The 26,372-nt window shown below is 71.4% G+C and carries 25 protein-coding genes and 1 pseudogene; 20 read left to right on the top strand and 6 right to left on the bottom strand.

Annotation, left to right across the window (positions count from 1 at the left end; all coding sequences use genetic code 11):
• Window positions 1-119 precede the first annotated feature (119 nt).
• Window positions 120-842, top strand: a complete 723-nt coding sequence (locus ACIRP2_RS18745; RefSeq protein ID WP_404251550.1) for a DUF4232 domain-containing protein — start codon at window positions 120-122, stop codon at window positions 840-842.
• 80 nt (window positions 843-922) lie between these two features.
• Here ACIRP2_RS18745 and ACIRP2_RS18740 read toward each other — a convergent pair whose 3' ends face one another.
• Window positions 923-1,480 carry a flavoprotein gene (locus ACIRP2_RS18740; protein WP_404251548.1) on the bottom strand — a complete coding sequence of 186 codons (558 nt, stop codon included), beginning with the start codon at window positions 1,478-1,480 and terminating at the stop codon, window positions 923-925.
• A 71-nt stretch (window positions 1,481-1,551) separates the two neighbouring features.
• Window positions 1,552-2,757, bottom strand: coding sequence for an MFS transporter (locus ACIRP2_RS18735; protein WP_404251546.1), 1,206 nt, complete (start codon window positions 2,755-2,757; stop codon window positions 1,552-1,554).
• A 123-nt stretch (window positions 2,758-2,880) separates the two neighbouring features.
• Between ACIRP2_RS18735 and ACIRP2_RS18730 the strand changes: the two genes are divergently transcribed.
• Window positions 2,881-3,789 carry a LysR family transcriptional regulator gene (locus tag ACIRP2_RS18730; RefSeq protein WP_404251544.1) on the top strand — a complete coding sequence of 303 codons (909 nt, stop codon included), beginning with the start codon at window positions 2,881-2,883 and terminating at the stop codon, window positions 3,787-3,789.
• Window positions 3,790-3,913: 124 nt separating this feature from the next.
• Here ACIRP2_RS18730 and ACIRP2_RS18725 read toward each other — a convergent pair whose 3' ends face one another.
• Window positions 3,914-4,504, bottom strand: a complete 591-nt coding sequence (locus ACIRP2_RS18725) for an isochorismatase family protein (RefSeq protein WP_404251542.1) — start codon at window positions 4,502-4,504, stop codon at window positions 3,914-3,916.
• Between the two features lie 429 nt (window positions 4,505-4,933).
• Between ACIRP2_RS18725 and crcB (ACIRP2_RS18720) the strand changes: the two genes are divergently transcribed.
• From crcB (ACIRP2_RS18720) to ACIRP2_RS18645, 16 genes are all read left to right on the top strand, one after another.
• Window positions 4,934-5,437, top strand: coding sequence for a fluoride efflux transporter CrcB (gene crcB, locus ACIRP2_RS18720; protein ID WP_404251540.1), 504 nt, complete (start codon window positions 4,934-4,936; stop codon window positions 5,435-5,437).
• The gene (locus ACIRP2_RS18715; protein WP_404251538.1) at window positions 5,434-5,793 is read left to right on the top strand and encodes a DUF190 domain-containing protein; all 360 of its coding nucleotides are present in this window, start codon (window positions 5,434-5,436) and stop codon (window positions 5,791-5,793) included. The genes crcB (ACIRP2_RS18720) and ACIRP2_RS18715 overlap by 4 nt, the downstream gene beginning before the upstream one ends.
• Window positions 5,790-6,164 (top strand): fluoride efflux transporter CrcB, encoded by a 375-nt coding sequence (gene crcB, locus ACIRP2_RS18710; RefSeq protein ID WP_404251536.1) that lies wholly within the window; start codon window positions 5,790-5,792, stop codon window positions 6,162-6,164. Before ACIRP2_RS18715 ends, crcB (ACIRP2_RS18710) begins: the two co-directional genes overlap by 4 nt.
• A gap of 17 nt (window positions 6,165-6,181) precedes the next feature.
• Complete coding sequence (locus ACIRP2_RS18705) at window positions 6,182-7,348, top strand: MFS transporter (protein WP_404251534.1); 1,167 nt, start codon at window positions 6,182-6,184, stop codon at window positions 7,346-7,348.
• 570 nt (window positions 7,349-7,918) lie between these two features.
• The gene (locus ACIRP2_RS18700) at window positions 7,919-9,151 is read left to right on the top strand and encodes an ATP-binding protein (RefSeq protein ID WP_404251532.1); all 1,233 of its coding nucleotides are present in this window, start codon (window positions 7,919-7,921) and stop codon (window positions 9,149-9,151) included.
• Window positions 9,148-9,552 (top strand): roadblock/LC7 domain-containing protein, encoded by a 405-nt coding sequence (locus tag ACIRP2_RS18695; RefSeq protein WP_404251530.1) that lies wholly within the window; start codon window positions 9,148-9,150, stop codon window positions 9,550-9,552. The genes ACIRP2_RS18700 and ACIRP2_RS18695 overlap by 4 nt, the downstream gene beginning before the upstream one ends.
• Window positions 9,549-9,923 (top strand): DUF742 domain-containing protein, encoded by a 375-nt coding sequence (locus ACIRP2_RS18690; protein ID WP_404251528.1) that lies wholly within the window; start codon window positions 9,549-9,551, stop codon window positions 9,921-9,923. Before ACIRP2_RS18695 ends, ACIRP2_RS18690 begins: the two co-directional genes overlap by 4 nt.
• Window positions 9,898-10,488 (top strand): GTP-binding protein, encoded by a 591-nt coding sequence (locus ACIRP2_RS18685; RefSeq protein ID WP_404251526.1) that lies wholly within the window; start codon window positions 9,898-9,900, stop codon window positions 10,486-10,488. The genes ACIRP2_RS18690 and ACIRP2_RS18685 overlap by 26 nt, the downstream gene beginning before the upstream one ends.
• Before the next feature lie 101 nt (window positions 10,489-10,589).
• A complete protein-coding gene (locus ACIRP2_RS18680; protein ID WP_404251524.1) occupies window positions 10,590-11,981 on the top strand; it encodes a cytochrome P450 in 1,392 nt (463 codons plus the stop codon).
• A 416-nt stretch (window positions 11,982-12,397) separates the two neighbouring features.
• Window positions 12,398-13,528, top strand: coding sequence for a cytochrome P450 (locus ACIRP2_RS18675; protein ID WP_404251522.1), 1,131 nt, complete (start codon window positions 12,398-12,400; stop codon window positions 13,526-13,528).
• Complete coding sequence (locus ACIRP2_RS18670) at window positions 13,525-14,334, top strand: enoyl-CoA hydratase/isomerase family protein (RefSeq protein WP_404251520.1); 810 nt, start codon at window positions 13,525-13,527, stop codon at window positions 14,332-14,334. The genes ACIRP2_RS18675 and ACIRP2_RS18670 overlap by 4 nt, the downstream gene beginning before the upstream one ends.
• Before the next feature lie 595 nt (window positions 14,335-14,929).
• Window positions 14,930-15,409 (top strand): CAP domain-containing protein, encoded by a 480-nt coding sequence (locus ACIRP2_RS18665; protein WP_404251518.1) that lies wholly within the window; start codon window positions 14,930-14,932, stop codon window positions 15,407-15,409.
• A 478-nt stretch (window positions 15,410-15,887) separates the two neighbouring features.
• Window positions 15,888-18,098: an MMPL family transporter gene (locus ACIRP2_RS18660; RefSeq protein WP_404251516.1), complete on the top strand. Its 2,211-nt coding sequence runs from the start codon at window positions 15,888-15,890 to the stop codon at window positions 18,096-18,098.
• A gap of 145 nt (window positions 18,099-18,243) precedes the next feature.
• Window positions 18,244-19,464 (top strand): sensor histidine kinase, encoded by a 1,221-nt coding sequence (locus tag ACIRP2_RS18655; RefSeq protein WP_404251514.1) that lies wholly within the window; start codon window positions 18,244-18,246, stop codon window positions 19,462-19,464.
• A complete protein-coding gene (locus ACIRP2_RS18650; protein WP_404251512.1) occupies window positions 19,461-20,147 on the top strand; it encodes a response regulator in 687 nt (228 codons plus the stop codon). Before ACIRP2_RS18655 ends, ACIRP2_RS18650 begins: the two co-directional genes overlap by 4 nt.
• Window positions 20,148-20,355: 208 nt before the next feature.
• Window positions 20,356-21,102 (top strand): DUF4118 domain-containing protein, encoded by a 747-nt coding sequence (locus ACIRP2_RS18645; RefSeq protein ID WP_404251510.1) that lies wholly within the window; start codon window positions 20,356-20,358, stop codon window positions 21,100-21,102.
• Window positions 21,103-21,139: 37 nt separating this feature from the next.
• Here ACIRP2_RS18645 and ACIRP2_RS18640 read toward each other — a convergent pair whose 3' ends face one another.
• Window positions 21,140-22,075 (bottom strand): ion transporter, encoded by a 936-nt coding sequence (locus tag ACIRP2_RS18640; protein WP_404251508.1) that lies wholly within the window; start codon window positions 22,073-22,075, stop codon window positions 21,140-21,142.
• 546 nt (window positions 22,076-22,621) lie between these two features.
• On the opposite strand from ACIRP2_RS18640, the gene ACIRP2_RS18635 reads away from it, so the two are divergent.
• Window positions 22,622-23,419, top strand: a complete 798-nt coding sequence (locus ACIRP2_RS18635) for a VOC family protein (protein WP_404251506.1) — start codon at window positions 22,622-22,624, stop codon at window positions 23,417-23,419.
• A 35-nt stretch (window positions 23,420-23,454) separates the two neighbouring features.
• Here the strand turns inward: ACIRP2_RS18635 and ACIRP2_RS18630 are convergent, their stop codons facing one another.
• Window positions 23,455-24,276: an HAD-IIA family hydrolase gene (locus ACIRP2_RS18630; RefSeq protein WP_404251504.1), complete on the bottom strand. Its 822-nt coding sequence runs from the start codon at window positions 24,274-24,276 to the stop codon at window positions 23,455-23,457.
• Window positions 24,277-24,392: 116 nt separating this feature from the next.
• On the opposite strand from ACIRP2_RS18630, the pseudogene ACIRP2_RS18625 reads away from it, so the two are divergent.
• A pseudogene (locus ACIRP2_RS18625) lies at window positions 24,393-25,019 on the top strand (phosphoribosyltransferase); the annotation flags it as partial.
• A 141-nt stretch (window positions 25,020-25,160) separates the two neighbouring features.
• Here the strand turns inward: ACIRP2_RS18625 and ACIRP2_RS18620 are convergent.
• Window positions 25,161-26,330 carry an FAD-dependent monooxygenase gene (locus tag ACIRP2_RS18620; RefSeq protein ID WP_404251502.1) on the bottom strand — a complete coding sequence of 390 codons (1,170 nt, stop codon included), beginning with the start codon at window positions 26,328-26,330 and terminating at the stop codon, window positions 25,161-25,163.
• Window positions 26,331-26,372 lie beyond the last annotated feature (42 nt).

The following is a 26,372-nucleotide window of genomic DNA, read 5'->3' as shown; positions in this document are numbered from 1 at the left end:
CATTCCAGTGTTCCAGCGTTCCTAACCCCCCGCTGCCCATGGCGGCCGGGACGGATCACCCCACAAGCTCCAGTCATCCAAGCACCACACCCACCCGAACACCGAAGGGGCACGTCCACATGTCGAGCATCCGGAACTCCCGCACCCGCCTTCTGACCGCCGCCGCGACCGTCGCGCTCGCCGCCCTCTCCCTGACCGCGTGCAGCGACGGAACGGGGGCGCGGGACGAGGGCGCCTCTACGGATTCCTCCACGAGCTCCTCGTCCTCCGCTTCCACGCCCGCGCCGTCGGCCCCCGCCTCCGCCTCCGGATCCTCCGACCGCGGCCCCTCCTCCGGCGACGCCAAGACGGCCACCCTCGCCTCGAAGCCGGCCGCGCACGCCCCCGCCGCGAAGGCCCCCACTTCCTCCGGCAAGATCGTCACCTGCGAGGGCTCCAACACCAAGACCGTCGCAGCCCCGCTGAACCGCCCCGTCAACCACATGCTCCTCACCGTCACCAACACCGGCAGCAACACCTGCTACCTGTACCGCTACCCGGCCGTACGCTTCGGCGAGGCCCAGTCGGTGCCGCCGGTCATCGAGGACTCCAAGCCGCAGGCCGTCGTCACGCTGCAGCCGGGCGAATCCGGCTATGCCTCCGTGAGTCTGTCCGCCACCGACGGCAGCGGCGCCCACGGCCACACGGAGAAGTCCCTGGTCGTCTACTTCCACGGCCGCTCCGGCAATGAGAGCGTCGGTGCGGGCGCCCACCCCTCGCTGCCCGCCAAGGGCGTCTACGTCGACGACTCGCTCAAGGTCACGTACTGGCAGCAGTCGATGGACGACGCCATCAACTGGTGACGTCCCGAACGCCCGTTGCTCCGGTCTCGCGGCCGGAGCCGCAGCCCCGGCCCCAGCCGCCACGAGCCCGGCGGCGCCGATCAGGCCGGGCGGGACAGCTCGGGAGTGAGCAGTTCCAGCGCCTCCTCCCAGCGGAAGCGGTCGGCCGCGCCGTCGGACTTGGCCTCGTGCGGTTCGTGCGAGCCGATCAGGACGCCCATCCCACGCAGCCGGTCCAGGCTCGCCCGGTACGCCGGATGGGCGGCCTGAGCCGAGTTCAGGTACGGGAGGACGGCGGTCGGGATGCCGAAGCCGTACGCCTCGCACAGGATGCCGAGGGCCAGGGTGTCGGAACTGCCCGCCGCCCACTTGTTGATCGTGTTGAAGGTGCCCGGGGCGACGGCGATCGCATCGGGGGGCGGCAGCGGGCGAGGGTCGCCCGGTGAGCGCCAGGCCGAGCGAATCGGGTAGCCGGTCCGGGCCTCGACGGCCTTCGCGTCGATGAAGCCGAGGCCCTGCGGGGTGGCGACGACACCGACGTCCCAGTTCGCCTCCTGGGCTGCCGTGATCAACCTTCCGACGTCCCCGGCGATTCCGGCCGCGCACACGACGACGTAGAGGAAGGGCTTCTCGGTCTGCTGGTCGGGCTGATCGCTCACGCGGGGCTCCCGGTCGACGGCTGAAGTGATGCGGTTCAGGCAGCGTACGGGGGCGGTCGCGGGCAGTCGTCTCAGAGCGTGCCGTCGGCCGGGGCGCGGCCGGACGCCGCGGTCGCCACCGCTGCGACCGCGAGCGCGGCGCCCAGCCACATGACCGCCGTGATGCCGATCCCGTCGGCCACCAGGCCGCCGAGCAGCGCACCCAGCGCGATGGCGCCGTTGAACACCCCCACGAACAGCGAGGAAGCGCCCTCACGTGCCTCGGGGGCCGAGGCCAGGATCCACGTCTGCGTGCTCACCGAGACACCGCCGTAGCCGAGGCCCCACACGGCCATCAGTACGCCCGCGACGAGCAACGACCCACCCACCACCGGAAGCAGCCCGACGGTGACCGCCATGACCGCGCTGATCACCACCAGCGTCCTGCGTGGCGAGCGGGCCGCCCCGGCGCCCGAGACGAAGTTCCCCGCGACGCCCGCGACTCCGTACACCAGGAGCAGGGTGCCGATCATTCCGGCACCGGCGCCGGAGACGTCCTCCAGCACCGGCCGGACGTAGGTGTACGCGGCGAAGTGGCCGGTGACCACGAATGCGACGACGAACAGGCCGGTGCGTACGCGGGCGTCGCCGAAGAGCCGCATCACACCGCCCAGCGAAACGGCCTGCTCCGCGGGGAGCCGCGGCAGGAGGACGGCGAGCGCGATCAGCACGACGAGCGCGAGGCCGGCGGCTCCCAGGAAGGCGGCGCGCCAGCCCGCCAGAGCGCCGGCGTACGTCCCGGCCGGGACGCCCAGCACGGAGGCCACGGCGACGCCGCTGAAGACCAGCGAGGTCGCGGTGCCGACCGACTTCGTCGGCACCAGACGTACCGCGAGACCTGCCGCCATGGCCCAGAACCCGCCCATCCCGATTCCGACCAGCACGCGTGCCCCGACCATGACGCCGATGCCCGGGGCCCAGGCCGCGGCGGCGTTCCCGATCGCCAGCACGATCACCAGCGCACAGAGCGCCACGCGCCGGTCGAACCGCCCCGCCACCGGGATCAGCAGGGGTGACGAGACCGCCGCGACCAGACCTGTGATGGTCAGCGTGAGACCGGCCACGCCCTCCGAGACGTCGAGGGAGTCGCCCATCGGCGTCAGCAGCCCCACGGGCAGCATCTCGGAAGTGACCACGGTGAACGTACCGAGCGCCAGCGCCACCACACCCGACCAGGCCCGTGCCGCGGACCGTTCCGGCATGAGCGGCGTACCCGCGGATTCCTCGACCTGTGTCATGCCGTCAGACAACAGCCCGCAGATCGCCCGAACAACAGCGAATCCCTCATCCGTCCATGAGCTGGGCTCATGGATAGATTGGCAGCCTGCGAGGCCCGGCTCGCACCTGTCGGGAGGAAGCCTGTGAGCAGTCTGGAGAGCCGCGAGCTGGAGGCCTTCCTCGCACTGGCCGAAGAGCTGCACTTCGGACGGGCCGGAGAGCGTCTCTACGTGTCGCAGAGCCGCGTGAGCCAGTTGCTGCGCGCCCTGGAGAGCAGGGTCGGTGCGCGGCTCGTCGAGCGCACGAGTCGCCGCGTACGGCTCACCCCCCTCGGCGAGCAGTTGTACGAGGGTCTGCGACCCGCCTTCGACGCGATACTGACCACTCTCGACGACGTCCGCGCTGTGGCCAGGGGCGTCGGAGGACTTCTGCGCATAGGCTTCCAGGGCACCGCCGACGATCACGTCATGAACGCGGTGGCGCTCTTCCAGAAGAGGCACCCCGACTGTTCCACCGAGATCGTGGAGATCCCTCTCTCCGACCCCTTCGGCCCGCTCCACCGTCACGAAGTCGACACGGCGGTGGTGCTCATGCCGGTCGAGGAGAGCGGACTCGTCGTCGGACAGGTCTTCTCCGAGCAGCCGCAGTCCCTCGCGGTCTCGACCCGGCACCCCTTCGCGGAACGCGAGAGTCTGAGCGTCGAGGATCTCGCCGCCTGCCCGCTCATCGGCGTCCGTGGACCGGCGCCGGAGTACTGGCGCCGGGCGCAGGCTCCGAGTACCGGCCCCGGGGGTCTCGCCATCCCCGCCGGGCCCGTGGTGACCACTCTTCAGGAGGGCCTCGCCCTCGTGCAGGCGGACCGTGGCGCCATGCTCCTGTGCCGCCCCACTGCCGACTACCACGGCCGTCGCGCGATCACCTTCGTGCCCGTCACCGGGCTCCCGGACTCCCGCCTCGCTCTCGTGTGGCACAGAAGTCACGAAACGGCGCGCGTCCGCGCCTTCTCACAGGCGCTCGCCACCGCCGCGAACGGCGTCGAAGGACGGCGCTGACAGCGGGCCGGCCTCGCGGGGATCGGCCTCGCCGGAGTGCGGGCCGCTTTCCGATCCGTCGACCGGACGCTCCGTTCCGCCGCCGGGCCGAACGGACGCTGCCACGATGTCGGGACCGCGCCGGTCAGGCCAGGACGACGGGCTTGCCGCTCAGCGCGACACCTGCCCGGCGCATCTCGGTGAGCGCGGTGCCGGTGGTGTCGGCCGCGACGCCTGCGGTGTAGTCGAGGAGCACCTGGACCTCGAAGCCCGCTCGCACACCGTCCAGCGCGGTGGCCTTCACACAGTGGTCGGTGGCGATGCCGACGACGTCGAGGGCGGTGACATCGCGGGCGCGCAGCCAGTCCGACAGTGACGTGCCGTCCTCGGTCGCCCCCTCGAAGCCGCTCTTCGAGGCGGAGTGCGCACCTTTGTAGAAGACCTCTTCCACGGCGCCGGAGGTGACGGCGGGCGCGAAGTTCGGATGGAACTCGCCTCCCTCGCCGCCGACGACGCAGTGCACGGGGAAGGAGTTCTGGAAGTCCGGGTGTTCGGAGAAGTGGGCGCCCGGGTCGATGTGGTGGTCGCGGGTGGCGACGACGTGCGCGTACTGCCCGTCGGCTCGTCGGATCAGGTCGGCGATGGCCACGGCCCGGTCCGCACCGCCTTTCACGGGGACACTGCCACCTTCACAGAAGTCCTTCTGCACATCGACGACGATCAGAGCACGGCGCACGGGAAAGTCCTTTCCTCGGAGGGGGAACCATCGCCTGCGTATGGTCGCGCCTCCGGCGGCCGATGGCCGTGGCACGCGCCGCCGTTCGCCCGATCGGTATCCCCTGGCCCGGCGGGCAGGACCGTGGGGCCGGGCGGCGTCGGAGAGCCACCGCGTCCCGGATCGGTGATCCCGCTCCGGGGCCCTGTCACCGGGCCCCGAGGGGAAGGGGCGCACCTCGTCCGTGATCTCCGGGTGGCCGGACGCGGCCGCGGTGGCCGGGGTGTCGTCGACGGCGCTAGCCTGGGGGGAGCAGCGGCCGGTGACGGCTGCTGTACGGCGGTGGGGCCCGCCGTACCCGAACCGCGGGGCGCGTGCGCGCGTGCCGCCAACGGTCCCTGCTTGCGATGGAGTGCGCCCGTACGCGGGCGCCCGGCAGGTGGGAGACGTATGCCCAGGCAGGCCCAGTCACGCCGCGTGCCCCCGGCAGCGGTGACGGAGCGCGGCGATCCGGACGCCGGGCGGAGTGCGCCCGGCTGGCGCGTCGGGCTCTCCCAACAACCGTGGTCGGTCCTCGCCGTGGTTTCCCTCGGCGGCACGATCGGGGCGTCGGCCCGGTACGGGGCGTCCCTCCTGTGGCCCACCGCGCCGGACGGTTTCCCGTGGACGACGCTGGTCGTGAACGTCGTCGGTTGCGCGGTGATCGGCGTGTTCATGGTGGTGATCAGCGACGTATGGGCGGCACACCGGCTGGTGAGACCGTTCTTCGGTACGGGGGTGCTGGGCGGATTCACCACGTTCTCCACCTACGCGGTGGACATCCAACGCCTCGTCGCCCACGGCCGGCCCGGCCCGGGCCTGGCGTATCTGGGACTGACCCTGTTCGCCGCCCTGACGGCGGTGTGGAGCGCGGTGTGGGCCACCCGCCGCGTACTGGCGTGGAGGCAACCATGACAGGACGGACGAACACGGTCCCGGCCCTGCGACTGACGGTGCTCGTCAGCGAGACCGACGGCTGGCACCACAGGCCCGTGTACACGGAGATCGTGCACCGGGCGCACCGGGCGGGGCTCTCCGGCGCGAGCGTGTTCCGTGGGATCGAGGGGTTCGGCACCTCGTCGATGATCCACACCCAACGGCTGCTCTCGCTCAGCGAGGACCTGCCGGTGGCGGTCGTGATCATCGATGCCGAGGAGAAGATCCGCGCGTTCCTGCCACGCGTCGAGGAACTGCTCACCGACGGTGGCCTGGCCGTCCTGGACCACTGCGAGACGGTCCACCACGACGACGAACGGGAGCGGAACCCGTGAACTGGCTCCTGGTGATCGTCGGGGCCTCGGTCGGCGCCCCGCTGCGCTATCTCACCGACCGCGCCGTCCAGTCCCGGCACGACACCGTCTTCCCCTGGGGCACCCTCGCCGTCAACGTGACCGGATCACTCGTCCTCGGGCTGCTGACCGGCGCCGCCACCGCCGGGGCCGCCACCTCCCACCTGCAGCTCCTGCTCGGCACCGGGCTGTGCGGAGCGCTCAGCACCTACTCCACCTTCAGCTACGAGACGCTGCGGCTGGCCGAGGACGGCGCCCGGTTCTACGCCGCCGCCAACATCCTGGCGAGCGTCGTGGCCGCACTCGGCGCCGCGTTCGCCGGAGTCGCCCTCGCCCAGGCCCTGTGGGCGTAGCGGAGCGGCGGCCGACGATGCGCCCCTGGCGATTCGTGGTCTGGTTCGGAACCGTCAGCCTGCTCGCCGACCTCGTCTACGAAGGGGCCCGTTCGATCACGGGTCCGCTGCTGGCCTCGCTGGGGGCCTCGGCCCTGGTGGTCGGTGTCGTCACGGGTGCGGGTGAGGCGGCGGCGCTGATCCTGCGACTGGTCTCGGGGCCGTTGGCGGACCGGACGGGCCGGTTCTGGGGCTGGACGATCGCCGGTTACGCGCTGACGGTGGTCAGCGTGCCGGTGCTGGGCCTGACGGGGGTGCTCTGGGCCGCCTGCTCCCTGGTCGTCGCCGAACGGGTCGGCAAGGCCGTCCGCTCCCCCGCCAAGGACACGCTCCTGTCGTACGCCACCGCGCTGACGGGCCGGGGACGGGGCTTCGCCGTGCACCAGGCGATGGACCAGATCGGCGCGCTGATCGGCCCGCTGACCGTCGCCGGTGTGCTGGCCCTGACGGGCGGCGACTACGCACCGGCGCTCGGCGTCCTGGCCCTGCCGGGCGTGGCGGTGCTGGCCCTGCTGGTCCGGCTCAGGCACCGCGTCCCGCAGCCCGCGGTGTACGAAGGCGCGGCAGGGGCGGCGGCGGCCGGCACGGAGACCGGCTCCGGGCGGTTGCCGGCCGCGTTCTGGCGGTACGCCGCGTTCACGGCCGTCACGACCTCGGGGTTCGCCACGTACGGCGTGCTGTCCTTCCACCTCGTCGCGCACGGGATGCTCGCCACGGCCTGGGTGCCGGTGCTGTACGCCGGTGCCATGGCCATGGACGCGCTGGCGGCACTGGCCACCGGATGGGCCTACGACCGGATCGGGCCCCGGGTGCTGGCCGTGCTGCCGCTGCTGGCGGCTTCGGTGCCCGTGCTGGCCTTCGGTGGCAGCCTCGCCGTCGCGGTGATCGGCTCACTGGTGTGGGGTGCTGCGACGGGCATCCAGGAGTCCACGCTGCAGGCCACCGTCGCCGACCTCGTCCCGCCGGGGCGGCGGGCGACCGCGTACGGGGTCTTCGCGGGGGTCGTCGGCGCCGCGACCCTGGCCGGTGGCGCACTCGTCGGCGGTCTCTACGGCTACTCGGTCCCGGTGCTCGTCGTGGTGGTCGCGGCGATCCAGGCCGTCGCCCTGGCCTTGCTGACCGGCACCCGTACGCACCGCGGCTGAACCCGCCCGGCCGCGGAACACGGCGAACATCCGGCTTTGTCACCGGCCGAGGCTCCGGTTGCCGACCACGGGTACGGGTGGTTGACCATGTGCACCACAGGCAGAGGCGCGACGGAGGCCTCGCCCGGGAACAACCCGCGAACCCTTCCCGCGGAAGCGGCAGATGCGCCGTCCACCGACGCGTATGCCGCGGCGGCGGTCAGGAGGGTCACACCTTCATATACGCACCGCGTACGCATTCTTGATCGTTCGTCACCTATGTCCACCGAAAAGACCCAGGTCAGCCCGGCGATGGACGGCCGACTCCGACCCCGGATGTGAACATTCCGAGTCAAGAGTGCAACTGGCGTGTCGGTCTTGACATTTACCCGCGAGGCCGATGCTAAGATCATCTTACTTCCAGTGGGCTGATGGCGTATGGGGGCATTCCGGGAGGGATGAATTCCTCGGCCCCGCTTTCGGAGGGGCCTTCCCTGCGCAGCACAAGTCGCGACTCGACCAGTCCGGCCGGTGCAGCTCATGAGGGAGCGTCAAGCCGTTTCCATAGCCATGGCACTTGAAGTGAGTCTCATGACATTTGCACAGGGCCCTCTCTTCTGGGCGCTGGTTGTCGTAGCACTGGTCGCTGTCGGTGCCGTCCTGCGGGCTCGCAAGACCAACATCGGGCTGCGCAGACAGAACACCGATCTCCGGGGCGAGCGTGACGCGCTGCAACGGCAGCGGGACGAACTCCACGTCGCCCACACCGGTCTGCTGCACCGTCAGGCCGCCGAGATGAACGAGGTCCGCAAGGACGCCGAGGAGGAGACCAAGGCCGTCCTCAAGGCGGCCGTGCGTACCCTCCAGGGGCTCGCGGACGAGCAGCAGGTGGTCGTCGAGAACGCCCAGAAGAAGTACGGCGACGACCCCAACATGCTCGCCGACCTGATGGCCATCGACCACGCCAACAGCCAGTTCGGCCGCCGCGCGCAGGGCATCGCGGTGCTGTGCGGCGGCTGGCTCGGGCGCAGGGAGACCGTCGCCTCGGTCTTCGACGTGGCCCGCAGCGCGCAGGGCCGTATCCGCCAGTTCGACCGGGTCCGGGTGAACGGACAGGTCAACTTCTCGGTCGTCAGCAAGGCCGTGGAGCCGGTCGCGGTGGTCCTCGCCGAGCTGCTGGCCAACGCCACCAACTACTCGGCCCCCGGCACGCCGGTGGAGATCAACATCCAGGCCGTCCCGAAGGGCGTCTGCCTCATCATCGACGACGCGGGCCTCGGCATGGGCCAGGAGGAGAAGGACCGCGCGGCGGCCCTCCTCGCGCCCCAGGCCGCGATCAGCGTGTCCAGCCTGGGCATTCCCCCGCAGTTCGGATTCGCCGTCTCCGGTGTGCTGGCCGCCCGCTACGGGTTCAAGGTCTCGGTGGACTCGGTATCCCCTTATGGAGGCGTACGCGCGGTGGTTCTCCTGCCCGACGAGCTTCTCACCGGCGATGCGCCCACGCCCCCGGTGGCCGCTGCGGCGCCCGTCGACCACGACGCGGAGGTGTCGGCGCTCCCCCGCCGCCAGGTGAGCGCGCCGCCTCCGACCCCGCTGTTCCCGCCGGCCGCACAGCCGGTTTCCGCCCCACAGCCCACGGGGTCCTTCACCACCGCCGGTGGCCTGCCCAAGCGTCGTCGCAAGAGCCCGGTGTCAGTGGTGCCGTCGACCGACCCCGGGCCGGTGCGCAGCAACGAGGAGACCGCCTCCCGCCTGGGCGCGTTCCAGCGCGGAACACGGTCCGGACGTGACATGACGACGATGGAAGGACCCGAGATCCAGTGAACCCCGATCTGACCTGGGTGCTCAACGATGTGCTCCAGGTACCCGGCGCGCGGCACGCGATCCTCGTCTCCGCCGACGGCCTGCTGCTGGCCAACTCCAGTGAGATCGGCCGGGACGACGCGGAGACCGTGGCGGCGGCGATGAGCTCCATGCAGTCGCTGAGCCGGGCCGTCGCGCCCTTCATCGGGGCCCAGGCCCCGGGTCGGTGGCGTCAGACGCTCCTTGAGTACGAGCACGGCTGGATCTTCCTGATCGCCGCGGGCACCGGCGCCTATCTGGCGGCGGCCGCCGCGGCCGACGTGGACATGGAGGCCATGTCCTTCCGTATGCAGCAGCAGGTCACCGCGCTGGGTAAGGCGATGACCACGCCTCCCCGCCTCGACGTCGGAAGCGACGCATGACGGCGCCGGGCGACGAGCAGTCCGTCAGCAGCGGGTTCGTCCGGTCGTACGTCATCACCGGCGGACGCGGGCTGCCCGACGCGGAGGGTCTGTCCCTCGTCACTCTGGTCACCATCGCACCCGGCCGGCAGCAGCCCCCGAACCCGAGCCCCGAGGTCCGGGCGATCTGGAAGCTGTGTTCCGGCGGCTATCTGTCGGTGGCCGAGGTCGCGGGCCATCTGGAACTGCCCGTCGGAGTGGCACGGCTGCTGCTGAACGATTTAGCGGAACAGGGTCATCTGATGCGCCGCAAGGCGCCACCGCCGGCTCAGCTCGTTGACAGGAAGATCCTCGAAGAGGTGTTGCATGGACTCCATGTCCGGTTCGGCTGAGAGCATCTATGTGCCGGACGCGGTACAGCGTGCGGCGAAGATCCTCGTCGTCGGACACTTCGCCGTGGGCAAGACGACGCTCATCGGCACTCTCTCCGAGATCACACCGCTGCGCACCGAGGAGAGGATGACGCAGGCCAGTGCCCACGTCGACGATCTGCGGGGCGCACCCGACAAGGTCACCACGACGGTCGCGCTGGACTTCGGCCGTCTGACGCTGAGCGACGAGCTGGTGCTGTACCTGTTCGGTACGCCGGGCCAGCAGCGGTTCGTCGAGCTGTGGGAGGACATGGCCCGCGGTTCGCTCGGCGCGCTGCTCCTCGTCGACCCGGCACGTCTCGCCGACACCTTCCCGGTGATCGACCTGGTCGAGACGTACGGGCTGGAGTACGCCGTCGCGGTCAACAGCTTCGACCCGTACTCCCAGCATGCCGAGGACGAGTTGCGAGAGGCCCTCGACCTGCTGCCGGACACCCCGGTCGTGTACTGCGACGCCCGGGACGAGAACTCGTCCGCGCAGGCCCTGATCACCCTGGTCCAGCACCTTCTCGCCCGGGTGGCCTGATCTCAGCTCAGTACGCCGTCCGTCGGAACGGGTGACCCGAGCCCCGTTTTCCGTCCACCGTCCGGGCCCACGAGGCCCGCGATCACACCTAGGAATCACACATGGACTCTCAGCCGGGAGCCACCCCGTACAGCGCCCCCTCCGGGTGCCCGATGCACGGCGAGCGGCAGAAGTCGCTCTACGGGCCGGAGTTCGCGTCCGATCCGCAGCGTGTGTACGACGAGTTCCGGGCGCACGGGCTCGCCGCTCCGATCGAGCTGGCCCCCGGGGTGGACGCCACTTTGATCGTGCAGCACGAGGCCGCGCTCCGGGTCCTGCAGAACCCCTCCTTCTTCGCCCGTGACTCCAGGCGGTGGGCGGCGCTGCGGGAGGGCCGCGTACCGCTCGACAGCCCGGTGCTGCCGATGATGGCGTACCGGCCCAACTGCCTGTTCACGGACGGCACCGAGCATCTGCGGCTGCGCAAGGCGGTCACCGAGAGCCTCGGCCGGCTCAACACCAACCGGCTCAGCCGGGACGTCGAGCGCATCGCCGACTACCTCATCGACCAGTTCATCGAGCGCGGCAGCGCCGACCTGCTGGGCGACTACGCCAAGCTCCTGCCGCTGCTGCTGTTCAACCAGCTCTTCGGTTGCCCCGGTGACATCGGTGACCGGCTGACGCGCTCGATGTCCGCGATCTTCGACGGCGAGGACGTGCTGCGGGCCAACGCCGAGCTGACGGAGTGCCTGATGGAGCTCGTCGCGCTCAAGCGGCGTCAGCCCGGTGAGGACATCACCTCCTGGCTCATCCAGCACCCGGCCGGGCTGCGGGACGAGGAGCTCAAGGACCAGCTCGTCATGCTGATGGGCGCGGGCATCGAGCCGGAACGCAACCTCATCGCCAACGCACTGCTCCTCCTGTTGTCCGACGACTCGGGGAACCCGCACCGGCGGGGTACGGGAATGCTGGTCGAGGACGCCCTCGACGACGTGCTGTGGAACAACCCGCCGATCGCCAACTACGCCACGCACTATCCGGTCCAGGACGTCGACCTGGGCGGTGTGACGCTGAAGGCGGAGACCCCCGTACTGATCAGCTTCGCCGCCGCGAACAGCGACCCCGCGCTCACCGACGCCCGCCAGACCCTGAGCAAGGGCGCCCACCTCGCCTGGGGCGCGGGCCCGCACGTCTGCCCGGCGAAGTCCCCCGCCCAGCTCATCGCGCTCACCGCGATCGAGAAGATCCTCAACTCGGTGCCGGACCTCACCCTCGCCATCCCGTCCTCGGCGGTCGAGTGGCGGCCGGGTCCGTTCCACCGGGCCATGGTGTCCCTGCCGGTCCGGTTCAGCCCGAGTGCGCCGCGCCATGCCGCGAAGGCTGCGACGCAGTCGCCCGTTCCGTCCCGGATCACCACCCCTGAAGAGGTTCCGCCGGCGCGCTACGACCACTTGGAGCCGCCGAAGAAGACGAAGGGCTGGTGGAGTTCCTTCCTGGACGTCTTCCGCGTATGACGTCTCCCCCACGCGAAGACGTCCGCTCACGACAGCCGTCACGCAGGGGCGCGGCCATGCGTGACGGCGTCCGCCGGCGTCGTCGCGCATGAGCGGCCAGGGGCATGGTTTCGGCCGTATTGACCGTCCGACAGGGCTGCCCCAGCAGGCCGTTCGGGCCGGGCAGGCACAGGGCAAGAGGCCGGTAGGACATTTCTCTGTGACACGGGCAACAGAGATGGACGCTTGGCGGATATATGCGGAGGGGTAGGTTCTGGCCGTAACCATGAGCCCAGGGCAAGGAACTCTGCGTGAGCGCTACATGTGGCACAGACCGGCCCGCCGTCGACCGTCGTGCCCTCATCTCCCTCCTACGACGCCTCAAATCGCCGGAGGGGCAGGCTGATCCCTACGGCCTCCTAGGTGAGATGAGAGCCATGGGGGACGTCGTGCGCGCTCCCTGGGACGCGTACTTCGTCACCGGGTTCGAGGCGTGCAGCGAAGTGCTCCGCGGTCGCAACTGGCTGGCGCCGGACTTCGCCTGGCAGGAGCGCCAGGAGGACGCCGAGCGCTGGGAAGCGGTCGCCACCCAGGAGATGACCAAGACGCTCTCCCGCCTCAACGCGCCCGAGCACACCTGCCAGCGCCGCAGCCTCGGCAACCTCTTCGACCGTTCGACCATCGAGCGGCTGACCCCGCAGGTCGAGGAGCACGTCACCCGCCTCCTCGACGATCTGGCCGGCAAACTGCGCGGGGGCGAGGCCGACTTCGTCGATACGGTCAGCGAACAGCTCCCGATCTGCACCATCGGCTCCTGGCTGGGGATCCCGCCCGAGGACTACGCACACATCCTGGAGATCACCCACAACCAGGTGCACGCCCAGGAGCTGCTGCCCACCAAGAGCCAGCTCGCCGTGTCCGCCGAGGCGACCGTGCATCTGCGCGCGTACTTCACCGAACTCGTGAAGCAGCGCCGCGCGAACCCCGGCAACGATGTCCTGACCGGCTGGATCCACACCTGGGACGCGAAGGAACCCGACCGCGAGGCGGCGGACGAGATCCTCTACCGTCTCACCATGTTCGTCACCATCGCCTCGCTGGAGACCACCGCGACGCTGCTGTCGACCATGGTGGATCTCCTGCAGAGGGAACCCGGCCGGTGGGCGTGGCTCGCGAAGAACCCGGGGTACATCGACGCCGCCGTCGACGAGGTCCTCCGGTACGACCCGCCCATCGGGATCAACACCCGGATCGCGGCCGACGACACGGTCCTGGCGGGCGTGCCGATCGCGAAGGACAGCATGGTCCACGTCATGTACGGAGCCGCCAACCACGACCCGCGGCGCAACGAGAACCCGGACGCCTTCGACATCGAGCGCACCGGCACCCACCTCACCTTCGGCGGCGGAGTGCACTACTGCCTGGGCGCGGCCCTCGCCCGCCTGGAGGCCCGTACGCTCCTCACCCAACTCCTGAAACGTTTCCCCACCCTGCGCACCGTCACACCGGCCGGCTACGCGTCCCGTCTGGTCTTCAGGCGCGTGACCTCGATGAACGTGGCGATATGAAGCTCTCCCTCCCCGACCTCCTCTCCCCCTACCGGCGACCGGGCACGGTGCGCACCGAACGCGAGGGCCCCGTCCTGCGGGTGGAACTGAACTGCCCCGCCACCGGCAACGCGGTCACCGAGGCGATGCTGGACGACCTGCTGGCGGTCCTGGCCGTCCCGGACCCCGATGTCCGGGTGCTGGTGCTCAGCGGTGCCGGCGACGACTTCTGCCTGGGCGGCGACCGCAACGAGTTCGCCGACTGGCTCGACGACGACCCCACCGGGCGGGGCATCCGGATCGCGGGCGACAAGGCCCGCCGCGTCTGTGAGGCCATCTCCACCAGCCACGCCGTCACCATCGCCAGGATCCAGGGCAAGGCGATCGGCGCGGGACTGGCGCTGGCACTCGCCTGCGATCTGCGCGTCGGCGCGGACACCGCCGGATTCCGGCTGCCGGAGCTGGCGCTCGGGCTGCCCACCGCATGGGGCGGTGTGCTCCCCCGTCTGATCCATGAGGTCGGTGCCGCCCGTGCGCGCGAGCTCATCCTGACCGGACGTGCCTTCGACGCCGCGGAGGCGTACGAACTGTCCATCCTCCAGCGCATCGTGCCCGAGGACTCCCTCGACGCGGCGGTCACGGCGTGGGCCAAGCCCGTCGTGCGCCGCCCGGAGGCCGCCCTGCGCGTCACGAAGGCGCTGCTCAACTCGTACGCCGCCCCGACCCGGCTGGCCGACCCGTCCGTCCTGGACGCGGAGCTGATGGCCACCGTCGCGGCCGCGACCCGCCGCGGCCGCGACGCCCGGGGCACCGGGGCAGTGCGTTAGCTCCTTCCGTTCCGATCAGGGCTCGATCCGGACGTACGGCTCCGGGACGGGTCCACGGAACCCGGGCGGGCGGGGCTCCACAAAGCCCCGCCGCTCACTGCGTTCACCAGCGCCGTCATGCAGCGGGCCGTCGTCGACGACATGAAGCAGCTGCCGTCCGAGGCCGGCTGACACCGATTCAGGAATCCGGCGCCTCGGCAACACGGTCGAGGCGCGTTGCTCCACTGGTGTCACGTTGTCGCACGGCGGGTGTGGACGAGCGGCTCGGCTTCCTCGGGCGAAATAGTCTGCCGGGCGGGGGGCCTCGGCGGTCGACCGTCCCGCGTGCGTTCGTCAACGGGATCCACTCGATCCGGTCGGACTCGTTCTCAAGTGCGGGACCGCCGGAGGCGGGAAGGGGTCCAAAGGCGGAGTGCGCGGGAGGCGTCGACGGGTCCGACGCTTCCCGCAGCACACTCCTGCAGCCGTTCGCAGGCGAACACCGACTGTCGGGTTCCGCATACCGAGTGAGGTCACACACATGAGGAAGCACCGCGGTAAGACGTCCCACCGACGGATGGCCGTTGCTGTCGTCGCTCTCGGAACCGTGGGAGCCGTGGGGACCACGGGACTCGCGGCGACCGCGGAAGCCGCAGATGTGCCGGCCGCCGCCACCACGACCCTCTTCGGCCCGCAACGCAAGGAGACCGCCCGCCTGCTGACGCTGGTCAACAGCGTGCGCCGCGCGGTCGGTTGCCCGTCCCTGACGACGAACACGAAACTCACGAAGTCCGCCCGGAAGCACAGCGCGGACATGGCTTCCCACCGGAACATGTCCCACACCGGCTCCGACGGCTCCGCCCCGAGCGACCGGATCGCGGACGCCGGATACGAGCGGAGCGCGTACGGCGAGAACGTCGCCCACGGCTACACCACCCCGGAGAGCGTCATGGCCGGCTGGATGAGCAGCCCCGGCCACCGGCGCAACATCCTCGACTGCTCGTTCAAGGAGATCGGCCTGGGGCTCGCACAGCCCGGCAACTACTGGACACAGGACTTCGGACGGCCCCGCACTCGAGCGGAGGACAGAAGGTAGGGCGCAGGGGCGGCAGTCGCGCGTGGGCGCGCACCGGAAGAGTGCCTGCGGCCGGGTGCCTGGCGGGGGCAGGACTCGGTCGGCAGCGCTGTCGGTCTGCTGTTGATTCGCGCGATGCGTTCGCGCCAGGGCAGGCGTTCGGGTTCGGCGGCGACACGGATGCACACGGAGGGCGATGCTTTCGTCACCGTGCCGCACCGCCGCCATGTCCCGCCGTGCGAAGGGAACTTCGCACGCCGTCCCGCGTCGCGCGGCTCCCGCGACGCGGGACGGCCGTCCTGTTCCAGAGGTACGGCGGAGAGCCTGCGTACGGCAGCGGTAGTACGTGCGACTCCATGCAGGCGGACGACGACGATGACGCCCCTGTTCACGAAGGATTGAGGCATTCCTCCGGCCCCGCCGTGCCCCGGCACGGCCGGAGCGCGGCATTCACGCCGCCGACCCGTTGCCCGATCCAGACAGACTGGAGCGCCTCTTCGTGGCTACCTTCCTCTACCGGCTGGGCCGCTTCTCCTTCCGGAGACGCCGGCTCGTCGCCCTGCTCTGGGTGGTGGTCCTGGCCGCCTGCGCGTTCGCGGCGGCCAAGGCGCCGACCGCCCCCGAGGACGGGTTCTCGATGCCCGGCACGGAGTCGCAGAAGGCGTTCGACCTGCTGGACCAGCGCTTCCCCGGCGGCAACTCCAACGCCGCCGACGCCCGTATCGTCTTCGTCGCGCCCGAGGGCCAGAGGATCACCGCGGGCCCGAACAAGGCCGCCGTCGAGAAGATCGTCGCGGACGTGGCGGCCGGCTCTCAGGTCAAGGGCGCGCTCAACCCGTTCGACATGGCCGGGGCCGTCAGCAAGGACGGCACGACCGCGTACTCCACCGTCTCGTACGACGTACGGAACACCGACCTCACCGACGCCACCACCAAGGCGCTGGAGGACGCCGCCGAGAACGGGCGGGACGCGGGCCTGACCGTGGAGCTCGGCGGTTCGGCCCTGGTGCCGGAGGGGGAACTCGGCGGCACGACCGAACTGGTCGGTGTCGCCGCCGCCGCGGTCGTCCTGCTCATCACCTTCGGATCGCTCGCCGCTGCGGGCCTCCCGCTGCTCACCGCGATCGTCGGCATCGGCGTGGGCGTGGCCTCGATCGTCGCCATCGGGATGTCCACGACCACGACCACGCTCGCCCTGATGCTGGGGCTCGCGGTCGGCATCGACTACGCCCTGTTCATCGTCTCGCGCTACCGGACCGAACGCGCGGAGGGCCACGGCGCCGAGGAGGCCGCGGCGCGAGCCGTGGGAACGGCGGGCTCCGCCGTCGTCTTCGCCGGGCTCACCGTCGTCATCGCCCTGGCCGGCCTGTCCGTGGTCGGCATTCCCGTCCTGACCAGGATGGGTCTCGCCGCGGCGAGCACCGTCGTGATCGCCGTCCTGGTCGCGATGACCCTGCTGCCCGCGCTGCTCGGCTTCTTCCGGAAGGCCGTCCTGCCGCGTGCCCAGCGGCGGGGCGGGCAGCGCGCCAAGGACGGCCGGCCCAACATGGGCACCCGCTGGGCCCGCTTCGTGATCCGTCGGCCGCTCGCGGTCCTGGTGCTCAGCGTCCTCGGCCTCGGCCTGATCTCCATACCGGCGCTCGATCTCCGGCTCGGCATGCCGGGCGACGAGTCGAAGTCCACCTCGACCACCCAGCGCCGCGCCTACGACGCCCTGGCCCACGGCTTCGGCCCCGGCTTCAACGGACCGCTCACCGTCGTCGTGGACGCCAAGGGCTCGGACGACCCGAAGGCCGCCGCGGCGCGGGCCGCCGAACAGCTCACCGCCACCGACGGCATCGTCGCCGCGACACCCCCCGCCTTCAACGAGGCCGGTGACACCGCGGTGCTCACCGCCGTACCCGCCGGCGGACCGAGCTCCACGGACACCACGGACCTCGTCCACACCATCCGCGACGAGGCTCGTGACCTGCGGACCGAGACCGGCGCGACCATGCTCGTCACCGGTACGACCGCGGTGAACATCGACGTGTCGCAGAAGGTCACCGACGCGCTGGTCCCCTATCTCACGCTCGTCGTCGGTCTGGCCTTCCTGCTCCTGATGGTCGTCTTCCGCTCGCTGCTGGTCCCGCTCAAGGCGGCCCTCGGCTTCCTGCTGTCCGTGACGGCGGCCTTCGGCACGATCGTCGCGGTCTTCCAGTGGGGCTGGCTCGCCGACACCCTCGGCATCGAGCAGACCGGACCCGTGATGAGCATGATGCCGATCTTCCTGATCGGGGTGGTCTTCGGTCTGGCGATGGACTACGAGGTCTTCCTCGTGACCCGGATGCGGGAGGCGTACGTCCACGGGGAGCGGCCCGGCGAGGCAATCGTCACCGGGTTCCGGCACAGTGCCCGGGTCGTCGGAGCCGCGGCCGTCATCATGATCGCGGTGTTCGCAGGGTTCATCGGGATGAGCGAGTCGATGATCAAGATGATGGGCGTCGGTCTCGCCTCGGCCGTCTTCTTCGACGCGTTCGTCGTCCGGATGACGGTCGTCCCGGCGGTGCTCGCCCTGCTCGGCGACCGGGCGTGGTGGCTGCCCCGGTGGCTGGGGAAGATCCTGCCCCAGGTGGACGTCGAGGGCGAGAAGCTGAACCGCGGCGGGCCCGCGGCGCCCGCGGCGCCCGCGCCGACGGCGGAACCCGGCCCCGATCCCGTACGCGTATGAGTCGCGGTGGAGTGACGTGAGGCGGCCGGAGGCCCGTCCGTCGTGCGCGGGACGGACGGGCCTTTGACCGCCCTGCGCGGGCGGACGGCCGAGTCGACGACCATGGATGGTCGGACAGACCCTGCGGAAGAGGAAGCGAGACTGCGTGTTCACCGACTGGTGGCAATGGGCCCGACGCCACCCCCGGGCCGTCGACGTGGCGGTGGCCGTGGTGCTGTGGGTCTTCGCGGTCTTCTCCAGCACCCTGACCGACGCCCGGATCGTCCGCGCCCCGACGCTCGCCTTCTCCCTCGCCGCCCTCGTGCCCTCCGCCGTTCTGCTGCTGGGGCAGCGCGGATTCCCGCGCACGGTGGTGGCGGTGACGACGGTGTGCGGTGGCGTCCTGGGCGTCATGGGAGGCCACATCGGGTTCGACCCCAGCCCCAGCGTCGCCGGCGCCGCCCTGGTCGCCCTCTATCTCCTGGCCGTGCGTACGGACCTCCGCACGACCACGGTGTACACGGCCGGGGTGGCCGTCGCCCTCGTCGTCGTCTCCGTCGGCTGGGGCAGGGGCGCGCTGCTGCGGCCCGACCAGATCGGCACCCTCTCGTGCGTCCTGCTGGCGGGCGCCGTCGGTGAGTCGGTACGGACCCGGCGCGACCATGTCGCCGCCGTGGAGGCACGGGCCGAACTGGCGGAACGCACCCGCGAGGAGGAGGCGCGCCGCCGGGTGAGCGAGGAGCGGACCCGGATCGCCCGCGAGCTCCACGACATCGTCGCGCATCACATCGCCCTCGCCCACGCACAGGCGGCCACCGCCGCCTACCTGCTGCGCAGCCGGCCCGAGCAGGCGCAGGACATGATGGACCAGCTCGCCGGAACCACCTCTTCCGCACTGCGCGAACTCAAGGCGACCGTGGGGCTGCTGCGCCGCGAGGGCGATCCGGAGACGCCGCTGGAACCCTCCCCCGGGCTGGCCCAGCTCCCGGAGCTGATCGCCTCGTTCGAGCGGACGGGCCTCGCCGTCTCGGTGTCGGTGGAGGGTGAGAAGCGGGCGCTGTCGTCGGGCACGGACCTGACCGCGTACCGGATCGTGCAGGAAGCTCTGACCAACGTCACCAAGCACGCGGGCTCCGCGACGGCCTCGGTCCGGCTCCGCTACACGCGTCGTCTGCTCACCCTCACCATCACCGACGACGGACACGAGCCGCAGACGGCGGGCGCGCCCGGGTACGGCCTCATCGGCATGCGGGAACGGGCCCTGTCCGTCGGCGGCCGCCTGGCCGCCGGGCACCGGGCGAGCGGCGGTTTCGAAGTGACCACGGAGCTTCCCCTGGAGACGGCGGAACCCGAACCCCACCAGGACGACGAGAGGACGGCGCGGTGACCATCCGGGTACTGCTGGCCGATGACCAGGCGCTGCTGGCCGGAACCTTCCGGCTGCTGATCGACTCGAACGACGACATGGAGGTCGTCGGCGTCGCGGCGGACGGCCGGGAGGCGGTGGATCAGGCCCGTGCCACCGCACCGGACGTGGTCGTGATGGACATCCGCATGCCGGGCCTCGACGGGCTGGCGGCGACCGAGGAGATCTGCCGCGACGAGGCGCTGCGGGAGACCCGCATCCTCATCCTCACCACCTTCGAGATCGACGAGTACGTGGCGCGGGCCCTGCGCGCGGGAGCCAGCGGTTTCCTCGGCAAGGACGTCGGCCCCGAGGAACTCCTGGACGCGATCCGCACGGTGGCCTCGGGCGACACGCTCCTGTCGCCCACCGCGACCCGGGCCCTCATCACCCGCTATCTCGCCCGCCCGGAGGGCGGCACCGCCGCGCCCGGGGCACTGGACGTACTGACCGCCCGCGAGCGCGAGGTGATGGCGCAGGCCGCCGAGGGGCTGTCGAACGACGAGATCGCCGAGCGGATGCATGTCAGCCCGCTGACCGTACGCACCCATGTCGGGCGGGCGATGAGCAAGCTGGGAGCCCGGCACCGGGCCCAACTGGTGGCCATGGCCTACCAGTCGGGCCTGGTGCGGGTGGACCCGCCGCAGCCGGACGACGGGCGCTGAGCGGGCGGGGCGCGGTGCCCGAGGGCTTGGTCGCGGTGGCCCGCCCCCCTTCGGCGAAGCGTGCGCCCGTCCCTGTCCGGCCCGTGCCAGGAACGTGTCAAGGCATCCGGCCGAGGGGGCCGTACGGGGTGGTCCGGGAGGCATGCTGGAGTGGCCGGCCGGACCGGCCGGCATTCCGGAGCACCTCTGGACCACAGCGAGGTGGATCATGGGACTCCCGCTTCGTGACCGCATCGCACTGGCCGCGGCCCTGGTCGGCCCCCTGCTCGCCGCGCTGGTGCTGACGCCCTTCCGTACCAGCCTGTCGGGCACCAATCTGGCCCTGATCCTGGTCGTCGTGGTGGTGGCCGTCTCGGCCATCGGGAACCGCTGGGCCGGGGCCGTCGCGGCACTGTCGTCCGCCGCGTGGTTCGACTTCTTCCTCACGCCGCCGTACGAGCGTTTCAGCATCGCGGGCACGGGCGACGTGGAGACGGCGGTCCTGCTCCTGGCCGTCGGTCTCGTGGTGTCGCAACTGGCCGCGCACGCCCGTCGTCTGCGGGTGATCGCCGTGACCGACGCCGACCATCTCGCCCGGATCCACGACATCGCCCTGCTCGTCCAGTCCGCCGCCTCTCCCGACCTGGTGGTGGAGCGGGTGCGTCAGCAGCTCGTGGGCATCCTGCGGCTGCGGGAATGCCGTTTCGAGTACGGAAGCCTTCTGGGGCATCCGCCACGGCTGGAGCAGGACGGCTCCGTGGTCGTGGGGCACCGGCGCCGCGACGTCGACCGCGACGGCTGGCCGGAGGGCGAGATCGAGCTCCGCGCCTCGGCGAGCGGCCACTACTCCGGCCGGTTCATGCTCCGGCCCATCCCCGGAACCGTCCCCTCGTTGCAGGCGCGTCTCGTGGCGGTGACGCTCGCCGATCACGCCGGTGCCGCGCTCGACACCGCCGGTCCGGTGCTGGACCGCTGACGGCCCGGCCGCCACCGCCGCACGGGCCGGGCCCGCCTTACGGAACGGGCTCCCCGGCCCCCACGAGTTCCCCCTCGGCCGCGCCCCGGCAGCCGCACGGTTGCCGGGGCGACGCGAGGTTGGCCTCGATGCCGTCCAGGGCCCGGCGGGCGGCGTCGAGCTGCGCCCGCAGGGACTCGGTGCCGTCATCGGCGGGCAACGGCCGTCCGGACGGCACCTCGCTCTCCTCCAGCTCCCGCTCCTTCTCCAACTCCCGTGCCTCCTCAAGGGAGTTGATGACGACACCGATGAGGAGATTGACGAGCAGGAAGGAACCGAGCAGGACGAACGAGGCGAAGTAGAGGATCGTCCAGCGCGAGATCTCCAACGCGGCGCGAACCGCGTCCCCGAGGCCGTCGAGGGTGATGAGGAGGAAGAGCGTGAGCGCCGCGCGACCGAGCGAGCCGAAGTGCTCGGGGTTGTCGTCGGAGAAGAAGACCCAGCCGACCATGGCGTACACGTAGAGCAGGAGCGCGCCGACGAGCAGAAAGCTCAGCGTGCCGGGCAGGCTCTTGCCGACCGCCACGATCACGATGCGCAGCTGGGGCAGGAACCGTGCCGCACGCAGCACCCGGGCCAGCCGCAGCAGTCGGAGCACCGTGGCGTTCTCGCGGGCGAACGGCAGGAAGGCCAGGGCGACGACGAGCACGTCGAACACGTTCCAGGGGTCGCGGAAGAAGTCCCTGGGACGGTCGGCGTGCGCTGCGGCCCGCAGCAGGATCTCGGCGGTGAACGCGGCGAGAAAGACATGTTCCGTCGCCTTGAGCGCACCGTGCCACTCCTGCACGACGCCGCTGTACGTCTCGATCCCCAGCAGGGCCGCATTGGCCACGATGACGCAGAACACGGTGCCGGCGAAGGCCGAGGAGTCCACCACACGGCGGCTGTGCACGGCGATGGCGCGCCGTAACTCCGCGGCGACCTGTTCGGACATGGTGTGATTCGTTTCCTCGAAGACTTCGTTTCGCCGCAGGCCGGCTCCCGCTCACCAACAGGAGTGGATCTTAGAGGGCGTTGCCCCGGGTCGGCATCCGGACTCGGGCCGTGGACCGCACCCCGGAATCCACGTACCGGGGGCCGTCAGCCGCGTGTCCGCCTCCGGTTCGTCCTCCCCGGGGCCGGACTCCGGCATGGCCACCCGGCGGTCGGCTCACGGCAGAGCGCCTCGTGAACCACGTGCACCGCACGGTCGCCGTACGGCGTACGCACCGTCGAGCGTCGTGCGGTCCCGGTTCACCGGCCCCGCTCCCGGCTCCCGGTCGGCCGACCGGGAGCCGTCCCGTGATCCCCGGTGGATCGGCGCGCGGCGTCGGATGCGGCGCATCGCAGGGCGGATGAATGTCCGCATACTGGATGTATGCGGATGTTCCGGCAACGCGGCGAGGTGCGGTAGCTGTCGTCACGCGCCCGCCAGGGATCACGGGACAGCCCTTGGCGTGAAAACACCGAGCAACCCGTCGAGCGCGAAGGAGTCGACGTCATGGCTGTACAACCGGAGGGCACGCCGTGCTGGGCCGACGCGATGTTCCCCGACCTCGACGGCGCGAAGCGCTTCTACGGTGATGTGCTGGGCTGGACGTTCGGCGAGTCCTCGTCCGAGTTCGGCGACTACACGCAGGCGTACGCCGACGGCAGGGCGGTCGCCGCCGTCGTACCTCCGATGCCCGGCCAGGAGGGCCCGTCGGCCTGGTGCCTGTACCTCGCCTCACCGGACGCCGCGGCCACCGCGGCGAAGATCCGCGAGAACGGTGGCGAGACGCTGATGGACCCCATGCAGGTGGGCGAGTTCGGCACGATGCTGCTGGCCCGCGACCCGAGCGGTGTCCTCTTCGGCGTGTGGCAGGCGGGCACGCATGAGGGCTTCGAGGCCCAGGACGTGCCCGGCGCGTTCTGCTGGGCCGAGGTGTTCACCCGGGAGCCGGAGAAGTCCGATGCCTTCTTCCCCGCCGTCTTCCCGTACAGCATGGTGAAGATCGCGGACGAGCAGATCGACTTCAGGATGTTCAACCTGGGCGACAGGACGGTCATGGGGCGGATGAGGATGGGCGACGAGTTCCCGCCCGAGGTACCGCCGCACATGAACGTGTACTTCACCGTCGCGGACTGCGACGCCGCCGTGGCGAGGGCGACCGAGCGCGGCGCGATCCTGCGGTTCGGCCCGATGACCATCCCGTTCGGCCGTTTCGCCGCGCTGACGGACCCGCAGGGCGCGGCGTTCTCCGTGATCGACGTCCACACGACCGAGGGCGAGGTGCCCAGTACCTCCCTGGTGTCCTGACGGTCCGCCGCCACGCCTGCCCGCCCCCGGCTTCCTCACGTCCCCGGTCGCTCCAGCAGGGCCGGGAGATCGGCGAAGGAGTCGATCACGTGGTCCGGAGTGCCGTCGGCCGCCCGGTGCGTCTCGGGGAGGTACTTGCCGGTCCTGACGAGTACACCGGTCAGCCCGGCACGCTGGGCCGCCAGGACGTCGGACTCGACGTCGTCGCCGATCATCAGGGCGTGGGACGCGGTGACGCCGAGGTGTGCCAGGGCCGCGGCGAAGAACGACCCGGCGGGCTTGCCGGTGATCTCCGCCTCGACGCGGGCGGCCCGCTCCAGCCCCAGGAGGAAGGCCCCGGTATCGAGGTCGAGCCCGGCGGCCGTGCGCCAGTACATGTTCCGGTGCATGGCGACGAGCCGGGCACCGCGCCGCACGTGGCGGAAGGCGCGGTTGAGTGCCGCGTAGCTGAAGGCGTCCCCGGCCCCGCCGAGGATCACCACATCCGGGGCCCCGCGATCAGTGGCGTCCTCCCCGTCCTCGTCCGTGTCCCCTTCCACGAGTGTCACGCCCGTCAGATCGTCCCGGACGTCACCGGTGTTGATCAGCAGGCAGCGGGCCCCGGGGTGGTGTTCTCGCAGATGGGCGGCGGTGACGGCGGGGGCGGTGAGGATGTCGTCGGCCGAGACGGGGAAGCCCTCGCTCACCAGCTTCCCGGCGATCGAGGCGCGGGTGCGGGAGGTGGTGTTGGTGACCAGCGCCAGCGGGATGCCCGCCTCACGCAGCCGTTCCATGGCCGCCACGGTGCCGGGCAGGGGCTTCCAGGACACCGTGAGCACACCGTCGATGTCGATCAGGACCGCTCCGATTCCTTCCATACGATCGACCCTGCCCGACTTGCGCAGCCACCGCACATGGGGTTGTTTCGAAGTAGGGAACAGGTGGGGCGTGAACCCGTGCGGCCCCGTCTCCCCCGGTTGGGGGTGAAACCGTCGTGCTGTTCGCCGACCGCGTGGACGCGGGAGCGCAACTGGCCGAGGCGCTACGGCATCTGGAGCGGGAGAACCCCGTCGTGCTGGGTCTGCCCCGCGGCGGCGTCCCGGTGGCGTTCCAGGTGGCGCAGGTGCTCGGCGCCCGACTCGATGTGATCGTGGTCCGCAAGCTCGGTGTGCCGCATCACGAGGAGGTGGCGTTCGGCGCCATCGGCGAGGGCGGGGTACGGGTCATCAACGAGGACGTCGTCGGTCATCTCCGGATCGGGAAGCAGGACCTCGCGGCGATCGAGCGGGTCGAGGCGGCGGAGCTCGCACGACGGGCGCAGGCCTACCGCGCGGGCCGGCCGCGGACTCCGCTCGAAGGCCGGACGGTGATCGTCGTGGACGACGGCGTCGCGACCGGTGCGACGGCCGCGGCGGCCTGTCGGGTCGTACGGGCCCAGCATCCGGCGCGCCTGCTGGCGGCGGTACCGGTGGCGCCGCCCGACGCGGTCGCCCGGCTGCGGGAGACCGCGGACGAGGTGGTGTGTCTGTCGACGCCGCCCCTGTTCTACGCCGTCGGCGAGTGGTACCGCGACTTCTCGCAGACCTCCGACGAGGAGGTCGTCTCCCTGCTGGCCCAGGCCGAGTACAGCGGACACGCGACGCCGGGCACCGACTGAGCGGCCGACGCACGGCATCGCTCCCGCTCCGTGCGCACGCGCGGCTCTCGGACCGCCGCGGACCGCCCCCGGGACCCGGCGTCGGAGATCGGCGTCGGGCGGATGTCACGCGCCCCGGCGGACCAGCTCCGGAGGCGTCCACGCCGCATGGCGCAGGATCGTGCGGACCGTCGCGCCGGACGGCGCCAGCCGGAGCGCGGTGTTGCGCACGGCGACCGCGACCGGATGGGTCAGCTGCTGGCCCATCCGTCCGGCCCGGCGCGCGGCGCGGGCGACCGACTGACTGCGGGGCCGGCGCTCGGCGTCGTAGCGCAGCAGCGCGGCCTCGACGGTGTCCTCCGCCGAGAGCGCGGCGGCCAGTGTCACCGCGTCCTCCAGCGCCTGGCAGGCCCCCTGGCCGAGATGGGGCGTCATGGCATGGGCCGCGTCGCCCAGGAGAACGACGCGGCCGGCGGTGTACGAGGGCAGCGGGGTCACCAGTTCGTTCACGTCGTGGTGCAGGACGGCGTCGGGCCGCGTCGCCTCCAGCAGGGCGGGGACGGGGGCGTGCCAGTCGCCGAACCGACGGCGCACCTCGGCGAGGGGATCCGGGTGGCGCACACCGGCGGGCGCGTTGAGCACCGCGTGCCACTCGGCCCGGCCGTCGGCGAAGGCGATGTGGCCGAACTCGGCGCCCCGGCCCCAGGTCAGTTCGAAGTCGCTCCGCAGATCGATGGGGCGCTCGGTGATGGCGCGCAGGACGGTCGCCCCGCTGTGGACGGGGCCGGGGTGGCCGGGGAAGAGCCGACCGCGCAGCCGGCTGGACACGCCGTCGGCGGCCACGACCAGATCCGCGTCGAGCGCGGCCTCTGCGAGGCACGCCCGCACCCGTTCGGGCCCGGTCCCCTCGACGCTCCCCACCTCGGCCCCGACGACCAGGGACCCGGGCGGCAGGGCCTCGCGCAACAGGCGGTGCAGTGTGGCGCGGGGGATGCCGACGATGGGGGTTCCCAGCGCGCGCTCCAGTGCGGCCCCGTCCATCCCCGCGAGCCGGCGGCCGTCCGGGGTGCGGGTGCCCCCGGTGTACTGGGGCCGCGCGGCCGCGCGCACCGCCTCGCCCACGCCGAGCACGTCCAGGGCCCGGATGCCGTTCGCGTGCAGGGAGATGCCCGCACCCGCGTCGTCGAGGACCCGGGACCGTTCGACGACCGTCACGTCCCAACCGATGAGGCGCAGCCCGATCGCGGCCGAGAGACCGCCGATTCCGCCGCCGACGACCACCGCGCTCCTGCCCATGTCAGGTCCCCCAGTCCGCACCACGTATTTCTACATCTGTAG

This window comes from Streptomyces sp. NPDC101194, from assembly GCF_044767885.1.
Lineage (GTDB): Bacteria > Actinomycetota > Actinomycetes > Streptomycetales > Streptomycetaceae > Streptomyces.
Note: the sequence above shows the minus strand (reverse complement) of the source record. Positions and strands in the feature narration are given on the sequence as shown.

Excerpts from the sequence above, each read along its gene's own strand:
- ACIRP2_RS18690 (WP_404251528.1), top strand. The coding sequence starts at position 9,549 with ATGACGGCGCCGGGCGACGAGCAGTCCGTCAGCAGCGGGTTCGTCCGG.
- ACIRP2_RS18745 (WP_404251550.1), top strand. The coding sequence starts at position 120 with ATGTCGAGCATCCGGAACTCCCGCACCCGCCTTCTGACCGCCGCCGCG.
- ACIRP2_RS18670 (WP_404251520.1), top strand. The coding sequence starts at position 13,525 with ATGAAGCTCTCCCTCCCCGACCTCCTCTCCCCCTACCGGCGACCGGGC.
- crcB (WP_404251540.1), top strand. The coding sequence starts at position 4,934 with ATGCCCAGGCAGGCCCAGTCACGCCGCGTGCCCCCGGCAGCGGTGACG.
- ACIRP2_RS18680 (WP_404251524.1), top strand. The coding sequence starts at position 10,590 with ATGGACTCTCAGCCGGGAGCCACCCCGTACAGCGCCCCCTCCGGGTGC.
- ACIRP2_RS18645 (WP_404251510.1), top strand. The coding sequence starts at position 20,356 with ATGGGACTCCCGCTTCGTGACCGCATCGCACTGGCCGCGGCCCTGGTC.
- ACIRP2_RS18630 (WP_404251504.1), bottom strand. The coding sequence starts at position 24,276 with ATGGAAGGAATCGGAGCGGTCCTGATCGACATCGACGGTGTGCTCACG.
- ACIRP2_RS18705 (WP_404251534.1), top strand. The coding sequence starts at position 6,182 with ATGCGCCCCTGGCGATTCGTGGTCTGGTTCGGAACCGTCAGCCTGCTC.
- ACIRP2_RS18715 (WP_404251538.1), top strand. The coding sequence starts at position 5,434 with ATGACAGGACGGACGAACACGGTCCCGGCCCTGCGACTGACGGTGCTC.
- ACIRP2_RS18635 (WP_404251506.1), top strand. The coding sequence starts at position 22,622 with ATGGCTGTACAACCGGAGGGCACGCCGTGCTGGGCCGACGCGATGTTC.
- ACIRP2_RS18685 (WP_404251526.1), top strand. The coding sequence starts at position 9,898 with ATGGACTCCATGTCCGGTTCGGCTGAGAGCATCTATGTGCCGGACGCG.
- ACIRP2_RS18735 (WP_404251546.1), bottom strand. The coding sequence starts at position 2,757 with ATGACACAGGTCGAGGAATCCGCGGGTACGCCGCTCATGCCGGAACGG.
- ACIRP2_RS18675 (WP_404251522.1), top strand. The coding sequence starts at position 12,398 with ATGGGGGACGTCGTGCGCGCTCCCTGGGACGCGTACTTCGTCACCGGG.
- ACIRP2_RS18620 (WP_404251502.1), bottom strand. The coding sequence starts at position 26,330 with ATGGGCAGGAGCGCGGTGGTCGTCGGCGGCGGAATCGGCGGTCTCTCG.
- ACIRP2_RS18700 (WP_404251532.1), top strand. The coding sequence starts at position 7,919 with ATGACATTTGCACAGGGCCCTCTCTTCTGGGCGCTGGTTGTCGTAGCA.
- ACIRP2_RS18640 (WP_404251508.1), bottom strand. The coding sequence starts at position 22,075 with ATGTCCGAACAGGTCGCCGCGGAGTTACGGCGCGCCATCGCCGTGCAC.